Origin of the sequence: Nonomuraea sp. NPDC050643, from assembly GCF_040654715.1 — a bacterium.
GTDB lineage: Bacteria > Actinomycetota > Actinomycetes > Streptosporangiales > Streptosporangiaceae > Nonomuraea.
Map to the genome: position 1 here is coordinate 112,969 of NZ_JBFAIM010000018.1, position 17,483 is coordinate 130,451.

19 protein-coding genes are annotated in these 17,483 nt (G+C 70.6%); 6 read left to right on the top strand and 13 right to left on the bottom strand.

Annotated elements, in window-relative coordinates; translation table 11 throughout:
- Positions 1-38: 38 nt before the first annotated feature.
- Positions 39-1,976, bottom strand: a complete 1,938-nt coding sequence (locus AB0I15_RS25245; protein ID WP_358100082.1) for a hypothetical protein — start codon at positions 1,974-1,976, stop codon at positions 39-41.
- Between the two features lie 178 nt (positions 1,977-2,154).
- On the opposite strand from AB0I15_RS25245, the gene AB0I15_RS25250 reads away from it, so the two are divergent.
- The 3 genes from AB0I15_RS25250 to AB0I15_RS25260 are packed head-to-tail and all read left to right on the top strand — an operon-like array spanning position 2,155 to position 4,932.
- Positions 2,155-2,820 carry a hypothetical protein gene (locus AB0I15_RS25250; RefSeq protein WP_358100085.1) on the top strand — a complete coding sequence of 222 codons (666 nt, stop codon included), beginning with the start codon at positions 2,155-2,157 and terminating at the stop codon, positions 2,818-2,820.
- Positions 2,817-3,467, top strand: a complete 651-nt coding sequence (locus AB0I15_RS25255) for a hypothetical protein (RefSeq protein ID WP_358100088.1) — start codon at positions 2,817-2,819, stop codon at positions 3,465-3,467. Before AB0I15_RS25250 ends, AB0I15_RS25255 begins: the two co-directional genes overlap by 4 nt.
- A 7-nt stretch (positions 3,468-3,474) precedes the next feature.
- Entirely contained in the window at positions 3,475-4,932 is a 1,458-nt protein-coding gene (locus tag AB0I15_RS25260; RefSeq protein WP_358100091.1) for a hypothetical protein, read from the top strand.
- Here the strand turns inward: AB0I15_RS25260 and AB0I15_RS25265 are convergent.
- Positions 4,919-6,160, bottom strand: coding sequence for a hypothetical protein (locus tag AB0I15_RS25265; RefSeq protein ID WP_358100094.1), 1,242 nt, complete (start codon positions 6,158-6,160; stop codon positions 4,919-4,921). The two genes, AB0I15_RS25260 and AB0I15_RS25265, sit on opposite strands and share 14 nt — an antisense overlap.
- A 235-nt stretch (positions 6,161-6,395) precedes the next feature.
- Here AB0I15_RS25265 and AB0I15_RS25270 point away from each other — a divergent pair, with 235 nt between their 5' ends.
- Entirely contained in the window at positions 6,396-6,947 is a 552-nt protein-coding gene (locus tag AB0I15_RS25270) for an XRE family transcriptional regulator (RefSeq protein WP_358100097.1), read from the top strand.
- A 4-nt stretch (positions 6,948-6,951) separates the two neighbouring features.
- Here the strand turns inward: AB0I15_RS25270 and AB0I15_RS25275 are convergent, their stop codons facing one another.
- The 11 genes from AB0I15_RS25275 to AB0I15_RS25325 all read right to left on the bottom strand — a co-directional run bounded on the left by AB0I15_RS25275 (position 6,952) and on the right by AB0I15_RS25325 (position 12,968).
- Positions 6,952-7,701 carry a methylated-DNA--[protein]-cysteine S-methyltransferase gene (locus AB0I15_RS25275; protein WP_358100100.1) on the bottom strand — a complete coding sequence of 250 codons (750 nt, stop codon included), beginning with the start codon at positions 7,699-7,701 and terminating at the stop codon, positions 6,952-6,954.
- Positions 7,698-8,258 (bottom strand): sigma-70 family RNA polymerase sigma factor, encoded by a 561-nt coding sequence (locus AB0I15_RS25280; RefSeq protein ID WP_358100102.1) that lies wholly within the window; start codon positions 8,256-8,258, stop codon positions 7,698-7,700. The genes AB0I15_RS25275 and AB0I15_RS25280 overlap by 4 nt, the downstream gene beginning before the upstream one ends.
- A gap of 100 nt (positions 8,259-8,358) precedes the next feature.
- Positions 8,359-8,664: a DUF1416 domain-containing protein gene (locus AB0I15_RS25285; RefSeq protein WP_358100105.1), complete on the bottom strand. Its 306-nt coding sequence runs from the start codon at positions 8,662-8,664 to the stop codon at positions 8,359-8,361.
- On the bottom strand, positions 8,664-9,503 hold the full coding sequence (locus tag AB0I15_RS25290) for a sulfurtransferase (protein WP_358100108.1): 840 nt from the start codon (positions 9,501-9,503) through the stop codon (positions 8,664-8,666). Before AB0I15_RS25290 ends, AB0I15_RS25285 begins: the two co-directional genes overlap by 1 nt.
- On the bottom strand, positions 9,500-9,913 hold the full coding sequence (locus AB0I15_RS25295; protein ID WP_358100111.1) for a DUF4395 domain-containing protein: 414 nt from the start codon (positions 9,911-9,913) through the stop codon (positions 9,500-9,502). Before AB0I15_RS25295 ends, AB0I15_RS25290 begins: the two co-directional genes overlap by 4 nt.
- A 57-nt stretch (positions 9,914-9,970) precedes the next feature.
- On the bottom strand, positions 9,971-10,054 hold the full coding sequence (locus AB0I15_RS25300; protein WP_350668905.1) for a putative leader peptide: 84 nt from the start codon (positions 10,052-10,054) through the stop codon (positions 9,971-9,973).
- A gap of 67 nt (positions 10,055-10,121) precedes the next feature.
- Positions 10,122-10,502, bottom strand: a complete 381-nt coding sequence (locus AB0I15_RS25305) for a thioredoxin family protein (protein WP_358100114.1) — start codon at positions 10,500-10,502, stop codon at positions 10,122-10,124.
- Positions 10,503-10,602: 100 nt separating this feature from the next.
- A complete protein-coding gene (locus tag AB0I15_RS25310) occupies positions 10,603-11,433 on the bottom strand; it encodes a zf-HC2 domain-containing protein (protein WP_358100116.1) in 831 nt (276 codons plus the stop codon).
- Complete coding sequence (locus tag AB0I15_RS25315) at positions 11,430-11,942, bottom strand: sigma-70 family RNA polymerase sigma factor (RefSeq protein WP_358100119.1); 513 nt, start codon at positions 11,940-11,942, stop codon at positions 11,430-11,432. The genes AB0I15_RS25310 and AB0I15_RS25315 overlap by 4 nt, the downstream gene beginning before the upstream one ends.
- Before the next feature lie 37 nt (positions 11,943-11,979).
- Positions 11,980-12,645 (bottom strand): DUF2993 domain-containing protein, encoded by a 666-nt coding sequence (locus AB0I15_RS25320; protein ID WP_358100122.1) that lies wholly within the window; start codon positions 12,643-12,645, stop codon positions 11,980-11,982.
- A gap of 71 nt (positions 12,646-12,716) precedes the next feature.
- Positions 12,717-12,968: a MoaD/ThiS family protein gene (locus AB0I15_RS25325; RefSeq protein WP_358100125.1), complete on the bottom strand. Its 252-nt coding sequence runs from the start codon at positions 12,966-12,968 to the stop codon at positions 12,717-12,719.
- 176 nt (positions 12,969-13,144) lie between these two features.
- Here AB0I15_RS25325 and AB0I15_RS25330 point away from each other — a divergent pair, with 176 nt between their 5' ends.
- Both AB0I15_RS25330 and AB0I15_RS25335 read left to right on the top strand, forming a co-directional pair.
- A complete protein-coding gene (locus AB0I15_RS25330; protein WP_358100128.1) occupies positions 13,145-13,837 on the top strand; it encodes a response regulator transcription factor in 693 nt (230 codons plus the stop codon).
- Positions 13,838-13,952: 115 nt separating this feature from the next.
- On the top strand, positions 13,953-17,393 hold the full coding sequence (locus AB0I15_RS25335; protein WP_358100131.1) for a tetratricopeptide repeat protein: 3,441 nt from the start codon (positions 13,953-13,955) through the stop codon (positions 17,391-17,393).
- Positions 17,394-17,483: the final 90 nt, after the last annotated feature.

The window sequence follows — 17,483 nt, forward strand, 5'->3', positions numbered from 1 at the left end:
CCGCCAACCGTCAGCTCGTCACCTTGACATTGACCATGTCATTGCCTGCCCTTGCGCCAGTCCAGGCGTGGCGGTGGTGGCCCGAGGTTCGGTGGCGGCTCTCCGTTGCCGTCGCCGTCCTTGGGGTCGAGGGCCAGCACGGCCTCGCGTACGTCTTCGAGCTCGCCGAGCGTGGTCTTGGGGAAGGTGAGGATGGCCGGGTTGGCGTCGGCGAGGCGTACGCGCCTGCCCTCGGCCGTGGCGTCCGTGACGATCACGGACGTCGTGGGCAGGAGCTGGAGCTGGTGCGGCTCGACGAGGAACTCGCGCGAGCGCTGCAGCACCCGCTCCTTCTCCGAGATCTTGTCGGCGGTCCTGCCCCATTCGGTGGACTCGGTGATGTCGCCCGCGAGGTCGGCGTGGCTCTCGTCCCTGTTCTCCCGGTCGTCCTCGACCTGCGCGACCGTCGAGATGTAGCCGCCGTCGAGGCCGGGGAGCGAGTCGCTGATCGTCTCGGTGAGCTGGGCCAGCTCCAGGCGGTGCTCGGTGCCGACGTGCTCGCTGGCCACCCGCGCGTCCTCGGCGTTGCCCAGCCGCATGAAGGCCACCGCGGCGTGGCCTCGGCCGAGCCGCTCCCGCACGGTCGGGGTCAGCGACCGGTACGTCAGGACGAGGCCGGTACGCGAGGTCTCGCACGCGTCCATGAGCCGGTCGAGCACGTCGCCCCTGAGCTTGTCCGCGCCGGCCACGATGATCGTGTGGTACCAGGGCCGGTCGGAGGCGGCGGACTGGCGCAGGATGTGGGTCAGGGCGGTGGCCACGTACGTGCCGAGCACGCGGTTGCCGAACACGCCCGCCTGGCGGTCCATGCTCACCACGCGGAGCCTGGCGGGCGGGAGGCGTACGGCCTCGGTGCCCAGCGTCTCCAGCTTGCGGAGCTGTGACTCCAGCGCCCAGGCCCGCTCGATCACCACGCGGTCGCTGACCCCGCGTCCGAACAGCGTCCCGATGCGCTCGAGCTGGGTCGCGGTGATCAGCCCGAACCTCAGGTCGTCACGCGGGTCGCCGACCTGCGCCAGCGCCCGCAGCGCCGCCGTCACCTGGCTGATCGTGGCGCTCTCCCCGAGCACCTCCAGGACCCGCTCCAGGATCGCGTTGTCGAAGCTGAGGTCGCGCGTGGTGCGGTGCTCCTCGCTGACGCTCACCACGTGCGCCAAGACGTCCGCGAACGCCTCAGGCTTGAGCGTGGCGCCCAGGTCGAGCTTGGGCAGATCGACGGGCAGCACCCAGACCAGCGGGTCGTCGCCGCCCTTCCTGGCCAGCTCGATGAGGTCCTTGGCGATGGCGCCCTCGGACAGGTCGAGCACGGTGAGATGGCCGCCGCTGTAGAGCCGCGTGGCGCCGAGCAGGGTGATCAGCGCCGACCAGCCCGGCAGCGTGCCACCGGCGACGTCGATGCGGTCGATCTCGTCGGGCACGGCGACGGCGTACCAGGTGAGCTGCCGTTCGTGCCGCTCCTTGGAGTCCTGCCACTCGCGGTAGCGCTGGGCGTGCTCCTCCTGCGCGCGGAACAGCTCCTTGTCACGTTCCCGCTGCAGCCGCTCGTCCCGGGCCTGCTGCTCCAGCACCCGGTACTTGACCGCCCGATCCCCCTGCACCAGCGCGTAGCTGCAGATCCCCGCCACCCCGCCCGCGGCGACGAGCCCCAGCAGCGCGAACGACCAGCCGAGATAGCCCGTCAGGGCCGCGGCCAGGATCAGGACGGTCAGGATCAGCATGAACAGACGGAAAATTCTGACCGGCCGGTTGAGCATGTCCTCCTGGAGCCGCTCGCGGCGCAGCAACTCGAGCCGGGCGGGATCGGGCTCGGCGTCGGCCACCGTCTCCTCGACGGGCGAGGGCCGTTTCGGCGGGGGGCCGGGGTCGGGATGCAGCAGGATGTACTGCCAGCCCAGGTAGATGCGGTCCGCCTGGAGCTGGGCATGCTCAGGATGCACGTCCGTCACGTGACCCTCCGGCCGCCGATATGTCATTAGGAGTAGGGGTCAGCCCTTTCCGCTTCGTGACAGCGTATGAGCTACAACCCCGATAGCGGCAGGGTTCTCGGCAATTCGCCCAGTCCGATGGGAGCATTGCGGCAGATGGGACAAGCGAGACCTATTACCATCCTTATCCATGACGGAACCCTCCGGCGAGAGCACTGACAAGCCCAGACGCCCGGTAGTGGTGCCCGCGACGGGCCTGGTGATGCTCACCGCCGTCGGCATCACCGCCTTGCTGGGCGGTCTCACGGAGGTCCCCGAGGTGCCCGACCCCGCCGCGAAGGACGTGGTGATCGACCAGGGCCAGTTCTCCACCAAGTTCGTCGGGGCGCGGGTGACGGTGGAGAAGTCCGAGTCCACCTTCCTGGAGGACAAGCGGTTCGTGGAGATGGTCTTCGACGTCACCAACCTGGGGGACGAGACCGCGTCGGTCGGCATACCGCCCAGCCAGTGGGACAAGGCGTACCTGGGCACCTCCTTCGCCGGTTCCCTGGTCAGGATCTCCCCGGCCTTCAGCAAGGACGCCGGCCCGTTCGCCTTCGGGCTGGCCAAGGGCGGCGGCGAGACCGGTCAGTTGCACCCCGGCGTGAAAACGCAGGTCGTCGTGCGGTACAAGATGAAGGAAACCGAGCAGCCGCCGAAGGAGGTCGTCCTCGACGTGGCCTCCTTCGAGTACGAACCCGGCTTCCTCAACGACATCCCGTCCTGGCGGATGGTCACCGACCAGAAGGGCGAGAAGTTCTTCCCCGAGATCATGAACCGGGTGACGATGCCGGTCGAGAGAGGTGACGGAGCGTGACCGCCACGGAACCAAGATCAGCCGTCGCTCCCAGCCGGCGCGGCAGGCGGTCCGGGCGCCGGCGCGAGGGCGGCCGAGCGGGCTTCATCGCCACCGTCACCGGTCTGCTACTGGTCGTGGGTGCCGTCGGGATGCAGACGCTGGCTCTGGACGACGAAGCGCGACTCGCGCCCCTGACGTACTTGGGCGCCAAGGGTGAGATCGTGGACGCGGGGCGGTTCACGGCGCGGCTCGACTCCTTCTCCGCCGCCAAGTCGATCCAGATCAAGGACAAGACGATCGGGACCGACAATCTCTTCCTCATCGTCAACGTCTCGGCCAAGAGCCTGCTCAAGCCCTACCACATGGGCCAGCCGGTGCTGATGACCGCCGACGGCAAGAGGTTCGACGCCACGGACCGGGTGGAGAACACCTTGACGCTCGCGAACACATGGGTGCAGCCGGACATCTGGGTGAGCGGCCGGTTCTTCTTCGAGGTTCCGGCCTCGGCGCTGCCGGACGCGCGGGTCGTCCTCGCCCTCCCCGAGCAGGCGGGGCTGGTGGAGGCGTTCCAGCCCGAGGTCGAGGTGGATCTCGGCCTGGACGAGGAGGCGGCGCGCAAGCTCGCCGCCTCGCCGCAGGACGTCTACTCGACCGATAAGAAGTGATCGCAGGATGAGCACGAACGACGGGCGTGACTGGTTCGCGCCGAGGAACGACCAGCGGCGCGAGGAGGAGCGGCGGCCCGACGAGGAGCGGCCGCCACCGCCTCCCAGCCCGACCCCTCCCGCCGGACTTCGCGCCCCTTACGACCAGCCGACGCCCGGCGAGGAGACCGTCCCCTTCAGCCAGATCGTCCTGCCGCCCGGCGGCCAGGGGGTGCCGCCCGGCGGACCCGGCGTGCCTCCGGGGCAGGCGCCGCCCTCCGAGCAGGGGACGCCGCCGCAGCGAGGCGGGCGTCACAGCCACGCCGCGCCGCCGCAGTCGGCCGGCAACCCGCCGGGACTCGGCCCGACGCACGGCCACAACATGCCACCGGCTCAGGGCGGCACGCCCTACGGGCACAACCCCTCACCCGCCCAGGGCGGCGCACCCTACGCACAGGCCCCGCCGCCGGCCCAGGGCGGCGCACCCTACGCACAGAACCCGCCGCCGGCCCAGGGCGGCGCACCCTACGGACAGAACCCGCCGCCGGCCCAGGGCGGCGCACCTTACGGGCAAGATGCTCCTTATGGGCCGGATGTCGCACGTGCGCGGGGTGGCGCTCCCATGGGGCCACGGGACGTCCCGCGCCAGCCGCGTCCGGTGCGACGGCGCGGGATGCCCGCCGCACCCGACGGGATGTCCCCGGCGCGTCCACGGCACCTTCACCCCGACCAGCAGGTCTGGCCTCCCGCCGGCCGGGAGCCCGTCGGGGGCAGCACCCAGCCCATCCCCGCCGTGCCGGCACCGGCACCGGCACCGGCCGTCGCGGGGCCGCAGGGCAGCCCCACGCCCGAAGGCCGGCAATCGCCTCCGCCGGTCCCGCAGGAGCCGCAGCCACCGGCCCCCGCCCAGCCCGCGCCGCGCCGCCGGCGCCGCACCCTGCTGGTCGCCGTGGGCGCCGTGCTCGTGTCCCTCCTCGCCACCGGCGCGGAGATGTACGACGGCTACGTCTTCAAGGAGAAGGTGACCGCCAAGGAGACCAAGGAGACGACCGTCGCCGCCGGAGGGGCGGGCAAGGTGTACGACATCGAGTTCAAGGCCAGTGTCGCCACCACCCAGGCCCCCAAGGACAGCAGCCACGGCCCCGAGGTGACCTGGCTCAAGGTCGTCATCTCGAAGAAGGTGCTCGACGCCGCCTACGCCACGATGACCGCCGCGCCCTACGACGTGAAGCTGGACGACCGCGCGGGCCGCACCTGGACCGTGGTCATGGAGCAGTACGGCTCCCTGCCGACGGACAAGCTCGAGGTGGGCAAGGAGTACAAGATCGAGGGCATGGCCATCGTGCCCACCCCGGTGGCGAACGAGGTCGAGCTCAGTTTCCGGCCGAGCTCCTACCGCTCGGACACCCCCACGGAGGACCTTTTCAAGCGGGACACGGTGACGAAGGAGCCGGACGACCGTGTCCTGAGGTTCAAACGTCGTTGAGGGGCTCGCCCTTGAGCCGGGCCCTGGTGGCCGCGATGTCGTACGTGGCCGCCAGGAGGGCCATGGTGAGCACGCTCACGATCATGTCGCGCACGAACGACACCGGCGGCCCCTGCACGACCCATATCCACTCCTCGCGGGTGCCGATGAGCGTGAGCACGACCCGCTCGGCGTACTGGCCGGCCACGTCGATGGTCACGTAGCACAGGCACATCATGCCGAACAGCGGGAATCCGCCCCTGAAGATCATCCGCAGCGAGTTGGCCAGCGGCACCCACCGGTCCCTGAACCCACCGGTCACCTGGTTGAACGACTTCTGCGTGAGGTCGTGGCTGCCCTCCAGCCGATCCACGCCCTTCTCCAGGCGGGTGCCCTTCACCAGGGCACGGGTCTCGTCGGAGAAGGCGCCGAAGACGAGCATGGCCACGGTCAGCCAGGCCAGCGGAATCACGACGGCGTCGATGATCAGCGGCCAGACGTCACCGAACCAGTCGGTGACGGCCTTCCAGCCCGGCACGGTCGTCTGCGCCTCCGTCCAGAAGTCCTCGGAGCCGACGACCACGTTGCGGTGCTCGACCCACTCGGCGCGGGCCTTGGCGACAGTGAACGTGGCGTTGAGCCCCAGGAAGACGAACGCGAACTCACTGAACGCCGCGCCGAAGCCGTAGAACCCGCCCTGCTTCTTCTCGAGAAGCTTGCTGAACAGGAGTTTCAGCCCGAACATCGCGACCATCGCGGCGAGCGACACCCGCCAGTCCAGGTCGATGAACCCGCGCCCGACGTGTGACTCCTCGCCGAACCACGCCGCCTCGGTGCCGTCGTAGTAGTGGTGGAACATGTCCATCTGATAGACGGCCCTGGCGTCTTCCACCTGGAAGCCCCACGCCAGATACAGCACGGCGAAGGCCGGTGCCACCCGGTCGAGGGCCCTGAAGAAGCGCTCGTCCGCCACGCCGTCCTCGGTCCTGGCCCGTATCTCCCACATGGCGCCGCGCAGGCTGTGCAGCATCCCGGTGGTGACGGTCATCGCCGTGAGGACGATGAGCGTGGTCAACACCATCACCGCCACCAGGCGGACCTGGCGCCAGTCGCCGTAGGCCACCTCGACGGCGCCGTACAGCAGCAGGAAGCGGGCCAGTTCGCCGGCGGAGAACCAGAAGATCAAGGGCAGCGCGCACTTCCCCGCCAGCCGTAGCGCGTGCAGGGGAAGCGAGTACGGGGACGGCACCTTCTGAGCCGGCGTAGGCCCAGGTCGTGGTGGTGCCATCACACCTGTCGAACCGGACATCTGTCGAATCGTATCGGTCTGTCCCTTGTGCCGCACCCGCAACTCCAGAAAGTTGCATGATCACGTAGCGTGCACACCAGGCGGGCACGGGCTCGGGACGCCCCGGGCGGTGACAGATGAATTATCGGCCGTCGTTTGCCGCCCCTCGGCGACGTACGTGCGGCAGCATGACTGTATGGAGCCGCAGCCCGCAATCGACACCGATCCGCGCGTGGTGGGAGACCGGCTGCGGCGGTTGCGGCAGGCGCGCGGGGTCTCGCTGTCCGAGCTGGCCAAGCGGGCGGGCATCGGCAAGGCCACGCTGTCGGGGGTCGAGACCGGCACGCGCAACCCGACGCTGGAGACCCTGTGGGCGATCACCGCCCAGCTCGGGGTGCCGATCGGGGCGATACTCGACTCGCCGCCCGAGCCGCAGATCATGCGGGGCACGGCGATCGAGGCCGAACTGCTCGAGGTGTTCGAGGACGACCGCGTCACCTACGAGCTCTACCGCGTACGCATCCCGCCCGGCCTCACCCAGACCTCCCCCGCGCACCACGAGGGCGTGAGCGAGCACGTCACGGTCTTCACCGGCACCCTGAGCGCCGGGCCCATCGACGAGCCGCTCACCGCCGGGCCGGGTGACCACATCTCGTGGGTCTCCGACGTGCCGCACGGCTATCGGGCTCACGGTCCCGACGTCGTGCGGGCCACGCTGCTGATGCGCTACCCGACCAAGCCGGTGTAGGCCCTCACGCCGTCGCGCCGGTCTGGGCCGGGCGGCAGGTGCGGCAGGGGCGGTAGCCGGCGGCCCTGGCCTGGGCGAGGTCGCGGAAGCCGTGCCGGTGCGCCGGTGTGATGCGCCTGGCGTTGTGGCACGTCGGGAAGCAGACCACGCCCGTGGTGTCGCTGGCCAGGTAGAACACCCGCTCCCCGGCCAGCTCCCGCACCCGCCCCAGGTCCGCGCCCTCCGCCAGCAGCAGCCGTTCCTTGGCCGCCGGGCCGAACACGTAGTCACCCACCACGCCGTCCGACCGGATGACCCGGTGGCAGGGGATGAGCAGCGGGACCGGGTTGCGGCCGAGGGCCGTGCCGACCGCGCGTACGGCCTTGGGACGGCCGACGTTGGCCGCGATCCAGGAGTAGGGGCGCACCTCGCCGCGCGGGATCGTGCGTACCGTCTCCAGGACCTCGCGCTGGAAGTCGCTCATCCCGCGCAGGTCCAGCCGCAGCCCCGCCGCGCGGCCCGTGCGGAGCGCGGGCAGGAGGCCGGCGGGCGGGCGGGCGGCGGCCAGGAGGGGGCGGCCGAAGCGCTCCCTGAAGGCGGGGGCGAAGCCGTCGCCCACGTGGACGTACGCCACGCCCTGGTCGGTGAACGCCACCCGCAGCTCCCCGATGGGCCCCGGCACGGCCACCCACCGCGCCGCGATCCTGTCGAGCAGCCCCTCGGGCGGGTCGGCCGCCAGCGCCGCGAGTCCGGTGAGCAGTGGGTCGTGGGTCATCGGGCACCTCCCAGTGCGCGTAGCCGCTTCAGTCCCCGTGACACGTGTGACTTGACCGTACCCTGGGGGATCTTCAGCACGGTGGCGATCTCGCTGACCGGCAGGTCCACGACGTGCCTGAGCACCACCGCGGCACGCTGCTCGTCCGGCAGCAGGCTCAGCAGCCCGGCCAGCTCGTCGCCGGTCTCGCGGCGCACCGCCGCCTCCTCGACGTCCTCGCCGGGATCGGCCTCGTCGATCGGCTCGTCACGCAGGTCGGGCGGCGGCTTGCGGGACTTGGCCCTGGCGCAGTTGCGCCAGATGTTCATCAGGATGGTCATCACCCACGCGCGGGGCTGGAGCTCGGCGATGCGGTCGCGGTCGTAGCCGGCCAGCGCCCGGTACGCCCGCAGGAACGCCTCCGCCGTGAGGTCCTCGGCGTCGGCCCACCGGCCGCTCAGCCGCAGCGCGGTCGAGAAGACCAGGCCGCGGTAGGCGCCGTAGAACTCGGCGAAGCCCTCGTCGAGGTCGTCGAGCAGCGCTTTGCGCACCGGGTCGAGACAGTCGATTCCACTCACATCAGGTACAACACCGCTCGTCCGGAATCGGTTGCACGCCGAAGGCCCGCGTCCTGGACGGACGCGGGCCTTCGGATGAGCGTGAACGTGAGCGGACGGGTCAGACGGCTACGGCGAGCTGGGCGACTTCGCCCAGCTTGGCCTCGACCTGGATGTCCCTGGTGACGCCGCCGCCCGCGATGATGCGGACGGTCCAGTCGCCGGGAGCGGCGAAGAAACGGAAGACGCCCTCGTCGGACACGACGACCTCGCCGGTGAACTCACCGGAGTGGTCGAGCAGCCGCGCGTACGCGGTGCCGGCGCCGGTCACCACGCCCTGGATCACGGCCTGGTTGGACAGGTCGATCCCGGCGGGCAGCGCGATCGTCTGCTCCGGTGCTCCGCAACCCTGTGCAGCGGTCGACATCAGCGGGCCTCCCCCAGCTCGATCGGCACGCCCACGAGCGAGCCGTATTCGGTCCACGAACCGTCGTAGTTCTTCACGTTGGACTGCTCGAGCAGCTCGTGCAGCACGAACCAGGTGTGCGCGGAGCGCTCGCCGATGCGGCAGTAGGCGATGGTGTCCTTGCCGAAGTCGACCCCGGCCTCCTGGTAGAGGCCGCGCAGGTCGTCGTCGGACTTGAAGGTGCCGTCGTCGTTGGCCGCCTTGGACCACGGGATGTTACGGGCGGTGGGCACGTGGCCGCCGCGCTGGGCCTGCTCCTGCGGCAGGTGGGCGGGGGCCAGCAGCTTGCCGGTGAACTCGTCGGGCGAGCGCACGTCGACCAGGTTGAGCTTGCCGATCGCGCCGACCACGTCGTCGCGGAAGGCGCGGATCGCGCTGTCCTGCTCCTGCGCGGAGTATTGCGTCTTGGACCGCTGGGGCACGTCGCGGACCAGCTCGCGCGAGTCGAGCTCCCACTTCTTGCGCCCGCCGTCGAGCAGCTTCACGTTGGAGTGGCCGTACAGCTTGAAGTACCAGTAGGCGTAGGCCGCGAACCAGTTGTTGTTGCCGCCGTAGAGCACGACGGTGTCATCGTTGGAAATGCCCCGGTCGGACAGCAGAGCCTCGAAACCGGTCTTGTCCACGAAGTCGCGGCGCACCGGGTCCTGTAGGTCCTGTCGCCAGTCGACCTTCACGGCGCCACGGATGTGGCCCTTGTCGTAGGCGCTGACGTCTTCGTCGACCTCGACGAGAACGACTCCGGGCGTGTCGAGGTTGGCCTCGACCCAGTCGGCGTCCACCAGTGCGGCGGAGCGGCTCATTGGGAAACCTCCATTTTGGCGGCGGGCAGTAGACGGCGAATGAGCAGGTACGTTTCGCAGCCAAGGCAGAGTCCGAAGGCTGCGTTGAGGAAGGCGGCGAGGAGGGCCGCGGCCGTGGCCACCAGGGCCAGCGGCGCGATCCCGGTGAGAAGCCCGGCCAGGCCCACGACCGCGAAGACCAGCCCGACCCCCTGGGCGAAGCGGGGTGGACGTGCGTCCTCGGTCTCCTTCGGAGCGCTCCTGACGAGCGCCTTGAAGAGCATCGCGTACGGCGACCGCCAGGCGGCGCCGAGCGCGAAGACCACCGCCTGGGCGGCGAGCAGCCAGGCACTCTCCGTCACCAGGACGGAGGCGAGGACCAGGGTGGTGATGGCCGCGCCGAAGCGCAGCGCTCTAGGATCGGCACGCATCTTGGGATGCTCCTGAAGGGTCGACGGGGCGGCACGGAAGTCCGCGCGAGATCGTCCTCAGGCAGCGCGACAGAGCGCGGTGGCGACGCGGCAGAAATCAACCGCGCGCCGCTTCGTCAGCAGCTCTGTCGATGGGTTCATAGCGACGACACTACTCGGCGTCTCGTCATCTGTCACATCTCGTCCGGTTGTTGAGACGACATTCTCCTCACACCTCCGGTACGGCCTGGGCCAGCGCCGCCAGCACGTCGGCCTTGCGCGGCTGGCCGGCGGCCTTCTTGACGACGGCGCCGGTGGCGTCGAGCACCAGGACGGTGGGCGTGCGCATGATGTCGAGCCGCCGTACGAGGTCGAGCCGGGACTCGGCGTCGATCTCGACGTGGTCCACCCCGGGCACGAGCGCGCTCACGTCGGCCAGGATCCGCCGGGTGGCCCGGCAGGGCTGGCAGAACGCGGTCGAGAACTGCACCAGCGTCGCCCGCTCACCGAGCCCGGCGCCGAGGTCGGCGGCCGACAGGCGGTCGCCGCCGGCGCCCTCCGCGCCGCCGTCGACGTCGTGCACGCGTCCGTCGCGGCGCAGTCGGATCACCCCGATCACCGTACCGAGCGCCAGAGTCGCCAGCGCCACCCAAAGACCAGTCATCGTCGGGTGCAACCACGCGGGGCCGCGATTACTTCCGCTATTTCCGCTACTTCCGCACGGGCACCTTGACGAGCACCTTGCCCCCGTCGTCGACGATCTCGAACCGGGCGATCTCCTTCATCGCCATCGTCGTCTCGCGCGGGAAGACGGCCTTGCCCTGGTACGCCTCGCGGCTGACGACCCAGCTCTGCGTGGGCTCGCGCCGCCCGTCCCTGCCGACGATGACGAGGCTGCACGTCGTGTCCACCGGCACGCCGGTGACCTGCACGTCGAGGGCCGTGCCCGCGCCCATGGCCCAGGCCACGACGGTGGCGTGGTAGTCGGCGGCCTTGTTCGAGCCGGAGAACCTGCGGCCCTCGCCCTGCGTGGTCCGCGACGGCGTGGGCTGGAGCTGCGCATCGGAGGCGGACTCGGTGGGCGGGGCGCTCCTCAGCGGCTGCACGCTGTCCGCCTCCGCCGCGCTCTGGTCCTGCTTCATGCGGGAGCCGGCCTCCTGGGAGGGCGAGGACATCGCCGGGGCCGCCGCCGAGGTCTGATCCACGTTCGACCTGTCCTGGATGGCCGTCCAGACCGTGCCGCCCACCACCAGGACGGCGGCGGCGGAGGCCACGGCCAGCAGGACCCGGCTGCGCCTGGTCCGCTTGACGCGGTCGTTGAGCAGCCGGTCGAGCACCTGGCGCGGCGGGCTGGCCACCAGCGCGACGTCGCGTTCCGACACCTTGCCCAGGAACGAGGCCACGCCTTCGAGTTCGAGCAGCTCGCCACCGCACGCCTCACAGGTCGCCAGGTGGGTGTCGATCTCGAGTGCCTCTTCGGGGTCGAGTGCGCCCAGGGCGTGCGCGCCCAGGGCCAGCCGAACCTCCTCGCACGTCATCATGGCGCCAACCCCCGCTCCTCCAGCGCCAGCTTGAGCGCCCGCAGCGCGTAGTACGTGCGCGACTTGACCGTTCCCGGCGGAATGCCCAGCGTCGCCGACGCCTCCTTCACCGATCGTCCCCGGTAGTAGACCTCCACGAGCACGTCGCGGTGCTCGGGCCGCAGCGCGGCCAGCGCCTCGGCCACGGCCCACGACTCGACCGCGCGCTCGAGCTCGTCGTCGGCCGGCAGCACCGCCAGCGCCTCGTCGCCGGTCTCCGGTGGCCTGGCCTTCTTGGCCCGATGCTGGTCCACGACGAGGTTACGGGCCACGGTGAACAGCCACGCGCGGATGGGCCGGCCGGACATGGCGTCGGGATGCCGCCAGGCCCGCAACAGGGTCTCCTGCACGACGTCCTCGGCCCGCCCGGAATCGCCGGTCAGACGCAGAACATAGCCGTAGAGCGGCCCGGCGTGCTCGTCGAAGAGGGTCCTCACGAGTTCCTCGTCGGCCGTTCCCGCTGCGCTCACACCCTCTTCACGTACGCCGGGGCGGAGCGGTTCAACCTCATCCACGAATGGGCACGTCAGACGCTTCGGCCGAGAACTCCAATCCCTCGGCCACGCTCTTGACCCCGGTCACCTTCACGTCGAAGGGCAGGTCGCCCTTGAACGGGATCGTGTACGACACCAGCCGCGCGAACTGGTCGGGTACGCCCTGGATCTTCTCGGCCTGGATCCTGATCCCCCCGTCGGCCAGCTCGACCCGCATCTCGGCGTTGAACTTCACCTTGTTCACCCCCATCATCACCTCGCCCGACGCCGTGAGCCGCTGCCCGTTGCCGCCGATCTTCACGCCCTTCGGCGCGTACCGGTCGATGGTCGCCCTGGTCAGCGTGCCGCTGATGGCAACGCGCTGGGCCAGGACGTTGGCGCGGTTCTGGAGGACGTCGGCCAGGGGTGCCGTCACGTCGTAGGCGGCGCCCCGCAGGTTCTTGACCGGCACGCCGCCGTAGGTGAACGTGCCGAGATTGAACCGTACCTCTGGATAGCGCCCGGAGACGGCCTGTGTGAGAAATGGGATGCCCTCAATTGTCACGGTCGGCGTGCCGCTGAGGTTGGAGGCTGCCGCGATCCTGTTCGCGAGGTCGCGCTCGACCCCGGCCACCGCGACCCTGTCGACCGCGACGAGCAGAACGATGAGCACGATCAGGAAAACGATCAGCTTGCGCATGGGGCTCCCTGTCTCGGGCGGGGGTCAGAGCCTATCGACTGGCATCTCTCATTCCCCCGCAAAGCGCCCCATCACCCGCCGGCGAACGGCGGCAGCACCTCCACGGTCGCGCCGTCGCCGAGAACCACCTCGTCATGGGGCCGTCTGCCGACCGGAGAACCGTCCACGAGGAACGAGCAGCGGCGTACGACATGTGCCAGATCTGCACGATTTTGTGTGATTTTGGTCATGAGTTCACCAAGAGTGACCGCTTCGAACGGTTCTTCCGCCACACCCGCCGCCTCCTTGGCCGCGGCCCAATAACGTATCTTTCCTGTGGCCATGCCTGCCTCACAATCGCTTTGGGGTCTATTGTGCGGCGCCCTTAACAACCTTGTTTCAGGAGACGCGCTGTTCACCTGGTGGACGCGCAATGGACGCGACTTACTCGTGGGATATCCTCACCTACAGGACCTGGGCGACGTAGCCCCCGGGTCCTCGCGCGTTTGAGGAGGCCGTAATGAGCAACCTGCTCCTGCTGACCAACGCCCTCGAGCCATCCGCCGAGGTGCTCCCGGCGCTGGGGTTGCTGCTCCACTCGGTCCGCGTCGCCCCGGCGGAGGCGTCCGCCTTGATCGACACCCCTCCCGCCGACGCCGTCCTCGTGGATGCTCGGAAGGAATTGGTGCAGGCCAAAAGCCTGTGCCGGTTGATCCGGACGACCGGTATCGACTGCCCGCTGCTGGTGATCGTCACCGAGGGCGGGCTGGCCGCGATGACGGCGGAGTGGGGCGTCGACGACGTGCTGCTCGACAGCGCGGGCCCGGCAGAGGTGGAGGCCCGGCTGCGCATGGCCACGGGCCGCATCTCGCAGGCCGCGAGCGAGGACGTGCCCGACGAGATCCGCAGCGGCGACCTGTCGATCGACGAGGCCACCTACACCGCGCGGCTGCGCGGCCGGGTGCTCGACCTGACGTTCAAGGAGTTCGAGCTGCTCAAATACCTGGCCCAGCACCCGGGCCGGGTCTTCACCCGGGCCCAGCTCCTGCAGGAGGTCTGGGGCTACGACTACTTCGGCGGCACCCGCACGGTCGACGTGCACGTCCGGCGGCTGCGCGCCAAGCTCGGCACCGAGTACGAATCCCTGATCGGCACCGTCCGCAACGTCGGCTACCGCTTCGTCCCCGACCGCACCGACCCCGCCCACGTCTGAGCCGATTGACAGCGGGCTCACCGCTGAAGTCCACTGATGTGACAGGTTTTCGTACGGGCTGTTTCGGTCCTGTCATGTCGAGGACACCGCCGTCCCCAGATGGGTGGTGTTCGGGGTGGGTTTGTTCAGATCTCTGGTGGACGAGGGCGGCCGGCCCCGCGTCTACCGACGTAACGAGACCATTTGCTCGCCATTGCGGCCGGCCACCAAGGTTTACCTCATCGACTACGGCTACGCCCGCGAGTACACCCCGGCGGGCGAGCGTGAGGCCGTCCACGACCTGCGCGGCGAGGGCGACCTCGTGGGCGAACTGGCCTTCTGGAGCCCCGCCGACCGGGTCAAGGTCGACGCGCTGACCGAGGTCCGGGTCTGGCCGATCGACCTGCGGCGGCTGCGCGAGCACGCCTCCGCCGGCCCCGCCGTGGCGACCGCGCTGGTCCAGGAGCTGTTCGCCAGGAACATGGCCGCCCGCAGGCACGAGGCGCTCGCCCGCGCCCCCGTCGCCGCCCGGCTGGCCGTGTGGCTGCTGCACCTCGACGAGCGGTACGGGCTGGCCTCCGAGTCGTCCCCGCCGCTGTCCATGGAGACGCTGGCCGACCTCGTCGGCAGCTCCCCCGACGTCGTGCAGCGCCAGCTCACGCAATGGGTGAACCGGGGCTGGCTGGTACGGCCCGGCTACCGGCGGCTGCGGATCGCCGACCCCCCGGCCCTGCGGACCGCCGCCGGGAGCTGGGAGCACCTGTCGGCACCGTGGAGCGGGCGGGTGACGCCGTTCCTGTCGAGCCCCGGCGCGCCGGCCGAGCCGCTGCCGGTCGTCGAGGTGCCGATCCCCCGCCAGCTCCCCGCCGACGTGGCCGACTTCACCGGGCGGCAGCAGAGCCTCGACCTGCTCACCCACTGGGTCGAGCGGCCCCGGCGGACCAACACCATGGTCGTCCAGGGCCTGCCGGGCGTCGGCAAGACCGCGCTGGTGACGCACTGGGGGCACCTGCACGCCGACCGGTTCCCCGACGGGCAGATCGTGATCGACCTGCGCGGACAGTCGCCGAACCAGCCGCCGATGAGCGCCATCGAGGCGCTCGGGCAGATCCTGCGCTCGCTCGGCATCAGCGAACCGGCCTCCGACGAGGCCGAGCTGATGCTGCTCTACCGCAGCAGGATCGCGGGGCGCAGACTCCTGCTCATCCTCGACAACGCCGCCGACCCCGCGCAGGTGCGGGCGCTGCTGCCGGGCAGCAAGGACTGCGTGGTGCTGGTGACCAGCCGGACGCGGATGGCGCCGCTGCGGGCCATCGGATACGCCGACCTCATGGACCTGCCGGTGCTCGACTCGGGCAACGCGGTCGCGCTGCTGGTGGCGGTGCTGGGCGAGGGCTCGCCACGGGCCGCCGACCGGGACGCGCTGGCCGAGCTGGCGCGGGTGTGCTCCTACCATCCGTTCGCGCTGCGGATCTCGGCGGCCAAGCTGGCCGAGCACCCCGGGCTCAGCGTGCAGTCGCGGGTGCGGGAGCTGCGCAGCTCCGATCAGCTCCTGGTGGGCGATCCGGAGGAGGCGTTCAGGTCGGCGCTCGACCTGGCGTACGAGTCGCTGAGTCCCCCGCAGCGGCGGGCGTTCCGGCACGTCGGGCTGCTGCCGGGGCGGGACTTCACGCCGGAGGTGCTGGCCGCGGCGCTGGGCGTGTCGGTCAGCGAGGCGGTGATCGCGGTGGAGGGGCTGCACCGGGCGTACCTGGTCGAGCCGCTGCCCGGGCCGCGTTACCGGGTGCACGACCTGGTCAAGAGGCTGGCCAGGGAGCTGGGCCGGCACGCGGAGGCGGGTGTGCGGGAGGCACGCGTACGGCTGCTCGACCACTACCTGGCGGTCGCCACCGATCCGGCCACGCCGCGCGAGTGGTTCGAGGCGGAGCGGCGCTCGCTGGTGTCGGCGGTGCGGCTGGCGGAGGAGAGCGGCGCGCACGGGATGGCGTGGCGGCTGGCGGAGGCCGTGTTCGAGCCGTTCAGGAGCCTGCGGTTCTACGAGAACAACCTGGAGATCCAGCAGGGCGGGCTCACCGCGGCGATGCAGGTGAGCAACCGGCGGGCGATCGCGCGGATGCGCAGTCACCTGGGCTCCATCCACCGGGACATCGGGCCGTCCACTCTGGCGGCCAGGTTCATCGGCGAGGCGCTGGCCGACTTCGCCTCGCTCGGCGACAGCGTGGGCCGGGCCAGGGCGCTCAACGACCTCGCGGAGGTGCACGGCATCGCCGGCAACAGCGAGGAGGCGCTCGAGTGCGCGGGCGAGGCCCTCGACCTCTACCGCGAGATCGGCGACCTCACCGGAGTGGCGGGCTGCCTGCACACGCTCTCCCGCCTGCACCTGTCACAGGAGCGGTACGAGCTCGCGCTCCAGCACGCCGGCCAGGCCCTCGACGTGCGCGAGGAGCTCGGCGACCGCCGGGGCACCGCGCAGAGCCTGATCATCCTGGCCCGGGTGCAGCGGAACCTGGGCGAGCCGAACGCGGCCCTGTCGGAGGGCCTGGAGGCGCTGTCGATCTGCCACGAGCTGGGCGACGAGCACGCCGAGGCCGAGACCCTGCTCTGCCTGGCCGAGATCTACGACCTGCTGCGCCTGCAGCACGACGCGCAGCGCGACGCGGAGCGGGCCCTGGCCGGCTACACGGCCACCGGCGACCAGTACGGCTGCGGCCGGGCCCTGTGCGCGCTCGGCCGCATCGCGCGCAACAGCTCGCGCTACGACGAGGCGCTGGCCTACTACGAGCAGGCGCTGACCGTGCAGGTGGAGCTCCACCACGAGCAGGGCAAGGCCGAGACCCTCGGCGACATCGGGCTGGTGCACTGGCGGCTGTCGGACTACCTGCGCGCCGACGACTACCTGAGCCAGGCGCTGGCGATCAGCCGGGTGATCCATGACGAGCCGGTCGAGGCCCGCATGCTCAACCGGCTGGCCCGGGTGCGGCGGCGGCAGGGGCTGCCCCAGGTGGCCTTCGTGTACGCGCTCGAAGCCCTGGACATCGTGCAGGGCATGGGCAGCCGGCGGGCGGAGGCCGAGGTGCAGGAGACGCTGGCGTACACGTACCTGTCGCTGGGGCAGCACAAGCCCGCTCTGCGGGCCTCCAAGGCGTCTCTGGCGATCAGGGAGGAGCTGCGTGACAACCGGGCCAGCGCGCTGCTGTCGATGGCGCAGGCGCTGCACACGGCGGGCAAGCCGGCGGCGGCGCTGAAGCTGGCCAGGGAGACGGCCGAGTTGCAGAACGAGACCGGCACCCGGGACCGGTGGGCGGCGGCGCTCACGACGCTGGCGATGGTGCTGCTGGACCTCGACCGCGCCGACGAGGCGCTGGTCTACGCGCGGCAGGCCAGGGACGTGCACCAGGAGTGCGGGACCCGGCGGGACCTCGGCTGCGCGCTGCGGGCGCTCGGGCTGATCTCCGCCAAACTCGGCCATCTGGGGGCGGCCGGCGAGTATCTCCGTGAGGCCGTGCGGACGCTCGACGAGGTGGGCGACCTTTTCGAGGCGCAGCTCGTGTCGGAAGAATTGCGGGAGCTCGGCTGAATCCCGATAAAAGTCGGGAATTCTCGGGCGCAAGGTCGCAGATCTTTCCCGGATCTTTTCGTTAGCTGGTTTCACCAGCGATTCAGCGGA

What these genes read in the sequence shown, in the direction of transcription:
- AB0I15_RS25295 (WP_358100111.1), bottom strand. Translation starts at nt 9,913, where the DNA reads ATGCGTGCCGATCCTAGAGCGCTGCGCTTCGGCGCGGCCATCACCACC.
- AB0I15_RS25325 (WP_358100125.1), bottom strand. Translation starts at nt 12,968, where the DNA reads ATGGCCACAGGAAAGATACGTTATTGGGCCGCGGCCAAGGAGGCGGCG.
- AB0I15_RS25260 (WP_358100091.1), top strand. Translation starts at nt 3,475, where the DNA reads ATGAGCACGAACGACGGGCGTGACTGGTTCGCGCCGAGGAACGACCAG.
- AB0I15_RS25270 (WP_358100097.1), top strand. Translation starts at nt 6,396, where the DNA reads ATGGAGCCGCAGCCCGCAATCGACACCGATCCGCGCGTGGTGGGAGAC.
- AB0I15_RS25320 (WP_358100122.1), bottom strand. Translation starts at nt 12,645, where the DNA reads ATGCGCAAGCTGATCGTTTTCCTGATCGTGCTCATCGTTCTGCTCGTC.
- AB0I15_RS25290 (WP_358100108.1), bottom strand. Translation starts at nt 9,503, where the DNA reads ATGAGCCGCTCCGCCGCACTGGTGGACGCCGACTGGGTCGAGGCCAAC.
- AB0I15_RS25310 (WP_358100116.1), bottom strand. Translation starts at nt 11,433, where the DNA reads ATGATGACGTGCGAGGAGGTTCGGCTGGCCCTGGGCGCGCACGCCCTG.
- AB0I15_RS25300 (WP_350668905.1), bottom strand. Translation starts at nt 10,054, where the DNA reads ATGAACCCATCGACAGAGCTGCTGACGAAGCGGCGCGCGGTTGATTTC.
- AB0I15_RS25250 (WP_358100085.1), top strand. Translation starts at nt 2,155, where the DNA reads ATGACGGAACCCTCCGGCGAGAGCACTGACAAGCCCAGACGCCCGGTA.
- AB0I15_RS25330 (WP_358100128.1), top strand. Translation starts at nt 13,145, where the DNA reads ATGAGCAACCTGCTCCTGCTGACCAACGCCCTCGAGCCATCCGCCGAG.
- AB0I15_RS25275 (WP_358100100.1), bottom strand. Translation starts at nt 7,701, where the DNA reads ATGACCCACGACCCACTGCTCACCGGACTCGCGGCGCTGGCGGCCGAC.
- AB0I15_RS25285 (WP_358100105.1), bottom strand. Translation starts at nt 8,664, where the DNA reads ATGTCGACCGCTGCACAGGGTTGCGGAGCACCGGAGCAGACGATCGCG.